This window comes from Streptomyces sp. NPDC031426 (assembly GCF_055581585.1).
Genome location: NZ_JBVIJE010000069.1, coordinates 1 through 9,192, shown reverse-complemented (window position 1 = coordinate 9,192; position 9,192 = coordinate 1). Strand labels below are relative to the sequence as shown.

The window sequence follows — 9,192 nt, the reverse complement described above, 5'->3', positions numbered from 1 at the left end:
CCTCGGCGAACGCCGGATACGTCTCGTACAGCTCACGGCCCATGCCCGCGCGCTGGCTGCCCTGACCCGAGAACAGGAACGCCACCTTGCCCTCGTCTGTGACGCCCTGGACGGCACCGGGCGGCGTGTCACCGGCGGCCAGGGTGCTCAGGTCGCGCAGGAGGGCCTCGCGGTTCTCGCTGAAGAGGACCGTGCGATGGTCGAGGGCGGCGCGGGTGGTCGCGAGCGAGTGGCCGAGGTCCAGCAGGTCCAGCCCGGTGTCGTCCGCCGCGCGCCGGTGGAGCCGTTCGGCCTGGGCGGGCAGCGCCTCGGCACTGCGGGCGGACAGCAGCAGCGGCAGGGGCTGCCGGCGGGCGCCGGGCGCGGACGGCGCCCCGGCCGTGGCGGTGTCCTCGACGGCGTCCGTGGAGGCGTTCCCGACGGCGCCGGCCGCGGTGTCCTCGGCGGGTGCCTGCTCGATGACGGTGTGCGCGTTGGTGCCGCTGACGCCGAAGGAGGAGACGCCCGCGCGGCGCGGCTGGCCGGTCTGCGGCCACGGCTGAGCCTCGGTCAGCAGCGCGACCTGTCCGGCCGTCCAGTCGACGTTGGCGGACGGCTGGTCGACGTGCAGGGTCGGCGGGAGCACTCCATGCTCGATCGCCTTCACCATCTTGATGATTCCGGCGACGCCGGCGGCGGCCTGGGTGTGGCCGATGTTGGACTTGATCGAGCCTAGCCACAGCGGCCGGCCCTCGGGCCGGTTCTGTCCGTAGGTGGCGATCAGGGCCTGGGCCTCGATCGGGTCGCCCAGGGTGGTGCCCGTGCCGTGTGCCTCGACCGCGTCGACCTGGGCGGGGGTCAGCCCGGCGTTGGTCAGCGCCTGGCGGATGACGCGCTGCTGGGACGGACCGTTGGGTGCGGTCAGTCCGTTGCTCGCGCCGTCCTGGTTGATCGCCGATCCGCGGACCACCGCCAGCACGGGGTGACCGTTCTTCCGGGCGTCCGAGAGCCGCTCCACCAGGAGTACGCCGACGCCCTCGCCCCAGCCGGTGCCGTCGGCGCCCTCGGCGAACGGCTTGCAGCGTCCGTCGGGGGCGAGGCCGCGCTGCCGGCTGAACTGGACGAACGAGCGGGGGCTGGCCATGACGGTCACGCCACCGGTCACGGCGAGGGTGCACTCGCCGTTGCGCAGCGCCTGGACGGCCAGGTGCAGGGCGACGAGCGAGGCGGAGCAGGCGGTGTCGACGGTGACCGCCGGGCCTTCCAGGCCGAAGGTGTAGGACAGCCGGCCGGAGACGACGCTGGCCGCGTTGCCCGTCATCAGGTAGCCCTCGACGCCCTTGGGCACCTGCTGCAGGATCTCCGGGTACGTCTGGCCGTTGGTGCCGATGAACACGCCGGCCCGGCTGCCGCGCAGGGTCCCCGGGTCGATCCCGGCCCGCTCGAACGCCTCCCAGGCGGTCTCCAGCAGCAATCGCTGCTGCGGGTCCATGCCCAGGGTCTCGCGCGGGCTGATGCCGAAGAACGCCGCGTCGAAACGTCCGGCGTCGGTGAGGAAACCGCCCTCACGGGTGTAGCTGGTGCCCTGCTGGTCGGGGTCCTCGTCGTAGAGCGACTCGATGTCCCAGCCGCGGTCGGTCGGGAACCCGGATATAGCGTCGCCGCCGGAGGCCACGAGCTGCCACAGGTCCTCCGGAGACTCGACGCCTCCGGGGAACCTGCAGCTCATGGCAACGATCGCAATCGGCTCGGGTTCCCGCGACTCGACCTCGCGAAGGCGTTGCCGTGTCTGGTGCAGATCGGCCGTTACCCGCTTGAGGTAGTCGAGGATCTTGTCCTGATCCGCATCCGCCATTGGAAAAACCTCACCCATGCTTCTCGTCACGAACGACGCGCTGCCAGTGCGCGCACGCTGTAGTGCTAAATTCCGAGCTCGTTCTCGATGAAGGCGAAGACCTCGTCAGGCGTCGCCTCTTGGAGTCGGCCCGCCACCGCTTCGCCGTCAGGTGCGGACCCGGGCTCGGTCTCCTCCCACTTCGTGAGCAGGGCCCGCAGCCGCGCCGTGATGTCGGTCCGTGTCTCCGCGTCCGGGTCCAGCACCGACAGGGCGGACTCCAGCCGTTCCAGTTCAGTGATGCCGGGAGCCGCGGCCGCGCCGCCGTCCTGTGTGATCTCGGCGCGCAGGACGTCGGCGAGCGCCGCGGGGGTCGGGTGGTCGAAGACCAGGGTGGCCGGCAGGCGCAGTCCGGTCGCCGCGTTGAGCCGGTTGCGCAGTTCGAGCGCGATCAGGGAGTCGAAGCCGAGTTCCTTGAAGGCGCGTGACGCACCGACCTCGGCGGTCGAGGGGTGGCCGAGTGCCGCGGCGGCCTGCGTCCGGACCAGTTCGAGTACCACGAGGGACTGCTCCGCCCGGGACATTCCGGCGAGCCGCTGCCGGAGTGCCTCGGCCGCCGACGCCGCGCTTCCCGTGGCCTCGTCGGAGGCGCTGGTCCGCTCGAGCAGGCGTACCTCGGGCAGCTCGCCGATGAACGGGCTGCGGCGTACGGCGGTGAAGCCGGGCGCGAAGCGGTCCCACTGGATGTCGGCCACGGCGACCGTGGTCTCGTCGTGGTCCAGCGCCTGCTGCAGCGCGCGGATCGCCAGCCGTGGGGTCATGGCCGGCACTCCGCCCCGGTCGAGCCGGTCGCCGATGGCGCCGTCGGCGGCCAGGCCGCCGTCGCCCCAGCGTCCCCAGGCGATCGAGGTGGCGGGCAGACCCGCGGCGCTGCGGTGTTCGGCGAGGGCGTCCAAGTAGGCGTTGGCCGCCGCGTAGTTGGCCTGCCCGGCGTCGCCGAGGGTGCCGGCCACACCGGAGAACAGCACGAACGCGGAGAGCTCGAGATCGCGGGTGAGCTCGTGCAGGTTGCGTGCGGCGTCCGCCTTCGGTCCGAGGACGGTGGCGAAGCGGTCCGGTGTGAGGGCCTCGAGGACACCGTCGTCGAGGACGCCGGCGGCGTGGACGACGGCGGTGAGCGGCCGGTCGGCGGGGACTGCGGCGAGGAGTCCGGTGAGGGCGGTGCGGTCGGCGACGTCGCAGGCCGCGACGGTCACTTCCGTGCCCAGAGCGGTGAGTTCCGCACGCAGTTCGCCGGCGCCGGGGGCGTCGGGGCCACTGCGGCTGGTGAGCAGCAGGTGCCCGGCACCGTTGCGGGCCAGCCACCGGGCCACGTGCGCGCCCAGCGCGCCGGTCCCGCCGGTGACCAGCACCGTCCCGCCGGGCCGCCAGTTCCGGGCGGGTGCGGAGTCGGCCAAGGGGGCGCGGGCCAGGCGGCGGGCGAACACCCCGGTGGTGCGGACCGCGAGCTGGTCCTCCCCGCCGTCGCCGGCCAGCACGGCGGTGAGCCGCGTCAGCGATCGCTCGTCGGGGGTCTCGGGCAGGTCGACCAGGCCGCCCCAGCGCTCGGGGTGTTCCAGGGCCGCGGTGCGGCCGAATCCCCACAGCAGGGCCTGTTCCGGGTCCGTCACCGTGTCGGTGCCGCCCACGCCGACCGCGCCGTGCGTGGCGCACCACAGCGGGGCGTCGACGCCGGTGTCGCCCAGCGCCTGCAGCAGGGCGAGGGAGCCGTGCAGTGCCTGCGGGTGGGGAGCGGAGGCCAGCAGGGAGAGGACGCCCGAGACGCCGTCGACGGTCTCTTCGCCGAGCCGGTCGGCGAGCACCTTGCGTTCGGGGTGGGCCTCGGTCAGGACCAAGGTGCGTACCCTCGCTCCGCGTTCGGCGAGCGCGCGGCCCGCCGCCGCGGCCCACTGGCCGTCGGCCGCTGTCCCGGGCACCACCAGCAGCCAGGTGCCGGTCAGTCGTGCCGGACGCTCGTCGGCAAGCCGTGTCCAGGTGACCCGGTAGCGCCAGTTGTCGACCGTCGACCGGTCGCGGCTCTGCCGCCGCCAGGACGAGAGGGCGGGCAGTACGGGACCGAGGGGCTCTGTGTCCGCGAGCTCCAGCGTGTCGGCCAGCGCCTGCAGATCTTCGCGTTCGACCGCTTCCCAGAAGGCGGCGTCGGCCGGGTCGACCGAGGCCACGGGAACCGTCTCCAGAGGGGAGGCCTGGGGCCAGTAGTTCTGGTGTTGGAAGGCGTAGGTGGGCAGGTCGACCCGGCGGGCACTGGTCCCGGCGAACACCGCCTTCCAGTCCACCGACACACCCTGCACGAACGCCTCACCCAACGACGCGAGGAAACGCTCCACTCCCCCGTCATCCCGGCGCAGCGTCCCCACCACAGCAGCCTGCCGGCCCGCGTCCTCGACGCTCTCCTGCACACCCATCGCCAGCACCGGATGCGCACTGCACTCCACGAACGCACCGAAACCCTGCTCCACCAACGTGCGCACCGCACCATCGAGTTCGACCGTGCGACGCAGGTTGTCGAACCAGTACCCCGCCGCAAGCTCCGGACCCTCCACCCACCGGCCGGTGACCGTGGAGAGGAACGGCACCCGCGCGGGCCGGGGCTCGATCCCGCCCAGCAGCCGCAGCAACTCCTCACGCAGCAAATCCACCTGCGCGGAGTGGGAGGCGTAGTCCACGGGTACCCTGCGGGCCCGGATCCCTTCCGCCTCACAGGCGGCCAGCAGTTCCTCCAGTGCCTGCGGCTCGCCCGAGACCACCACCGACGACGGCCCGTTCACCGCCGCCACCGACACCCGCTCCTCACCCCAGTGGGCGATCTTCTCCCGCACCGCCGCCACCGGCAGCGCCACCGACACCATCCCACCGAGCCCGGCCAAAACCCGGCCGATCGCCTGGCTGCGCAGCGCCACCACCCGTGCGGCGTCCTCAAGACTCAAGATGCCCGCGACACAGGCGGCGGCGATCTCCCCCTGGGAATGGCCGAGCACGGCGGCGGGCTGCACACCCGCCGACCGCCACAGCTCGGCCAGGGAGACCATCACCGCGAACAGGGCGGGCTGGACCACATCCACCCGCTCCAGCGACGGCGCACCCGGCACCTGCCGCAGCACATCCACCAACGACCAGTCCGTGAGGGGGTCCAGCGCCGCCGCGCACTCATCGATCCGGGCAGCGAACACGGGTGAAGCGTCCAACAACGCGGAGGCCATGCCTACCCATTGCGACCCCTGTCCGGGGAACACGAACACCCCCTTGCTCCCCGTGCCCGACCCCTGCACGAGCCCGGGCAGTGCTCGCTCCTGGGTCAGTGCCTGCAGCCCCCTGACGAAGCCGGCTCGGTCGCGGCCGATCACCACGGCCCTGTGGTCGAGCACGGAACGGGTGAGCGCCAGGGAGGAACCGACGTCGGCGGGCTCCAGGTCGGTGTGCTCCTCCAGATGGTCCAGGAGCCGCTGCGCCTGGTCGCGCAGCGCCGTCTCGGTCCTGCCCGACAGCACCCACGGCAGCACCGCGCCATCCGTGAGGGGCAGGGTGGTGTCGCCGTGCGGGTCGTCGGAGTGCTCCGCCTGGTCCTGCGGAGCTTCTTCGAGAACGGCGTGGGCGTTGGTGCCGCTGAAGCCGAAGGAGGAGACGGCGGCTCGGCGCGGCCGGCCGGTCTGCGGCCAGTCGGTGGGCCGGGTGAGCAGCTCGACGGCTCCGGTGGACCAGTCGACGTGCGGGGTCGGCTCGCTGATGTGCAGGCTCGGCGGGAGCACACCGTGCCGCATCGCCAGCACCATCTTCATCACACCCGCCACACCCGCGGCGGCCTGCGTATGCCCGATGTTGGACTTCACCGAGCCCAGCAGCAGCGGACGGTCCTCCGCCCGCCCCTGGCCGTAGGTGGCCAGCAGCGCCTGCGCCTCGATGGGGTCGCCCAGGCTCGTACCGGTGCCGTGCGCCTCCACCGCGTCGACCTGGTCGGCCGACAGCCGGGCGTTGGCCAGCGCCTGCCGGATCACCCGCTGCTGCGACGGACCGTTCGGCGCCGTCAGGCCGTTGCTCGCACCGTCCTGGTTGATCGCAGATCCGCGGACCACCGCCAGCACGGGATGACCGTTCTTACGGGCGTCCGACAGCCGCTCCACGACCAGCAGGCCGACGCCCTCGGCCGGGCTGAAGCCGTCGGCGTCGGCGGAGAACGCCTTGCAGCGGCCGTCCGCGGACAGTCCGCGCTGCCGGCTGAACTCGATGAAGGTGCCTGGTGTCGACATCACCGTGACGCCGCCGGCGAGCGCGAGCGAGCACTCGCCGTTGCGCAGCGCCTGCACCGCCAGGTGGAGGGCGACGAGCGACGCCGAGCACGCGGTGTCCACCGTCACCGCCGGACCCTCCAGCCCGAACGTGTAGGCGACGCGGCCGGAGACGACGCTGCCCGCCGTGCCCGTGGCCAGATGACCCTCGTATCCGGTGTCGGAGGCCTGCATGACCATGGAGTAGTCGGAGCCGTTGGTGCCGACGAAGACACCGGCCTGGCTGCCCCGCAGGGTCCCCGGGTCGATCCCCGCCCGCTCGAACGCCTCCCACGACGTCTCCAGCAGCAGCCGCTGCTGCGGATCCATCGCCAGCGCCTCACGCGGCGAGATCCCGAAGAAACCCGGATCGAAACGCGTCGCCTCCCGCAGGAAACCACCCTCACGCGTGTACGACGTCCCCTGCGCGTCCGGATCCGGATCGTACAGCCCCTCCACGTCCCAACCCCGGTCCACCGGGAACCCGGACAACGCATCCCCACCCGAGACCAGCAACCGCCACAGATCCTCCGGCGACCGCACATCACCCGGGAAACGACAGCTCATCGCCACAATGGCGACGGGCTCGTCGTCCGCGACGCCGGCCACGGCCGGCAGCGGGGCCGCGATCGCGCCGGTCGTACCGGACAGCTCGCGGCGCAGATGCCCGGCCAGAACGGTGGGGGTGGGGTAGTCGAAGATGAGGGTCGGCGGGAGCTTCAGCGCGGTGGCGGCCCCGAGGCGGTTGCGCAGTTCGACGGCGGTGAGCGAGTCGAAGCCGAGCTCCTTGAAGGCCCGGCCCGACTCGACCGCCTCCGGACCCGCGTAGCCGAGGACGGACGCCACGGCCGTGCGCACCAACTCCAGGATCGCGCGCTCCTGTTCGGCTTCCGGCCGGCCCGCGAGCCGCTGGAGCAGCGCGCTGCCGCCGGCCCCGTCGGCCTCGGTGTCCGCACGCATGCCGTCCATCACGGCGCGTGCCTCGGGCAGGTCGCCGAGCAGGGGGCGCGGCCGGCCGGAAGTGAAGGCGAGGACGAAGCGCTTCCACTCCATGTCGGCGACGGTCAGTGCCGTCTCGTCCCGGTCCAGGGCCTGGCCCAGGGCGGTGACCGCGAGTTCGGGCGCCATCTCGAGCACGCCGTGGCGGCGCATACGGTCGCCCACCGCGCCTTCGGCCATGCCGCCGTCGCCCCACGGTCCCCAGGCCACGGACGTCGCCGTGAGCCCGGCGTCGCGCCGGTACTGGGCGAAGGCGTCGAGAAAGGCGTTGCCGGGCGCGTAGTTGCCCTGGCCGGGGGCGCCGAAGGTGGCGGCGAAGGAGGAGAACAGCACGAACGCCGAGAGGTTCGACTCGCGGGTGAGTTCGTGCAGATGCCGGGTCGCCTCGACCTTGACCCGCAGCACCCGGTCCAGCTGGTCCGGCGTGAGTGCCTCGATGACACCGTCGTCGAGTACGGCCGCGGTGTGCACCACGGCCGTCAGGGGCCGGTCCTCCGGTATCGCGGCGAGCAGTTCACCGAGGGCGGTGCGGTCGGCGACGTCGCAGGCCGCGACGGTCACTTCCGTGCCCAGGGCGGTGAGTTCCTCGCGCAGTTCGCCGGCGCCGGGGGCGTCGGGGCCACTGCGGCTGGTGAGCAGTAGATGCCCGGCACCGTTGCGGGCCAGCCACCGGGCCACATGCGCGCCCAGCGCGCCGGTCCCGCCGGTGACCAGCACCGTTCCCCCGGGCCGCCAGTCACGGACCGCCGGGGTGCGGTCCAGCGGGGCCCGCACCAGCCGTCGTACGAACACTCCCGCGGGCCGCAGCGCGAGCTGATCCTCGTCACCGGCCGCCGCCAAAGCGTCCGCGAGTCGGTTCAGCGACCGTTCATCGGCCTCGTCACCAGCCGCAGACGGCAGGTCGAGCAGACCGCCCCACCGCTCACCGTGCTCCAGGGCGGCCACCCGGCCCAGGCCCCAGACCAGCGCCTGCTCCGGATCGTCGAGTGTGTCGCCCTTGTTGACGGAGACCGCGCCGCGGGTGGCGCACCACAGCGGTGCCGTGACCTCCGCGTCGCCGAGGGCCTGCACCAGGGCGAGGGAGCTGTGCAGGGGCTGCCCGGCGTCCAGGGCGAGCAGCGACAGCACACCGCTGACGGGCTCCCCCTCGCCGAGCTCCTCGCGCAGCAGGGCGGCCAGCGTTTCCCGGTCGGTCGTGGCCGGCGTCAGCACCCGCACCGCGGCGCCGCGTGTGGTGAGGGTACGAATGACGCCCGCCTGCCATGCACCGTCCGTGTCCGGCGCGACGACCAGCCAGGTTCCGGAGAGGCGTGGGGCCGTCGAGTTGTCCGGCAGTGGTTTCCAGGTGACCCGGTACCGCCATCCGTCGAGGGTCGACGTCTCACGGCTCTGCCGCCGCCAGGACGACAGCGCGGGCAGTACCTCGCTCAGCCGCTGGTCCCCGTCGACCGCCAGCTCGGCGGCCAGCGTCTCCCAGTCCTCCCGCTCCACCGCCTCCCAGAAGCGGGTTTCGACGGAGTCGCTGGGGATGGTGTCCTGTGCGGCCGGGGCGGCTCCTGATTCAAGCCAGTAGTTCTGGTGTTGGAAGGCGTAGGTGGGCAGGTCGACCCGGCGAGCACCGCTCCCGGCGAACACCGCCTTCCAGTCCACCGACACACCCTGCACGAACGCCTCACCCAACGACACCAGGAAACGCTCCACTCCCCCCTCGTCCCGGCGCAGCGTCCCCACCACAGCAGCCTGCCGGCCCGCGTCCTCGACGCTCTCCTGCACACCCATCGCCAGCACCGGATGCGCACTGCACTCCACGAACGCACCGAAACCCTGCTCCACCAACGTGCGCACCGCACCATCGAGTTCGACCGTGCGACGCAGGTTGTCGAACCAGTACCCCGCCGCAAGCTCCGGACCCTCCACCCACCGGCCGGTGACCGTGGAGAGGAACGGCACCCGCGCGGACCGGGGCTCGATCCCGCCCAGCAGCCGCAGCAACTCCTCACGCAGCAAATCCACCTGCGCGGAATGCGACGCGTAGTCCACCGGCACCCTGCGGGCCCG

Annotated in this window: 2 protein-coding genes; both read right to left on the bottom strand. The window is 72.7% G+C overall.

The window, feature by feature from the left end; all coding sequences use genetic code 11:
* Window positions 1-1,834: type I polyketide synthase (locus tag ACZ5NH_RS44785; RefSeq protein WP_468784166.1), on the bottom strand; the 1,834-nt coding region annotated here is incomplete at its 3' end.
* A 65-nt stretch (window positions 1,835-1,899) separates the two neighbouring features.
* On the bottom strand, window positions 1,900-9,192 hold a 7,293-nt coding region (locus tag ACZ5NH_RS44780; protein WP_468784164.1), incomplete at its 5' end, for a type I polyketide synthase.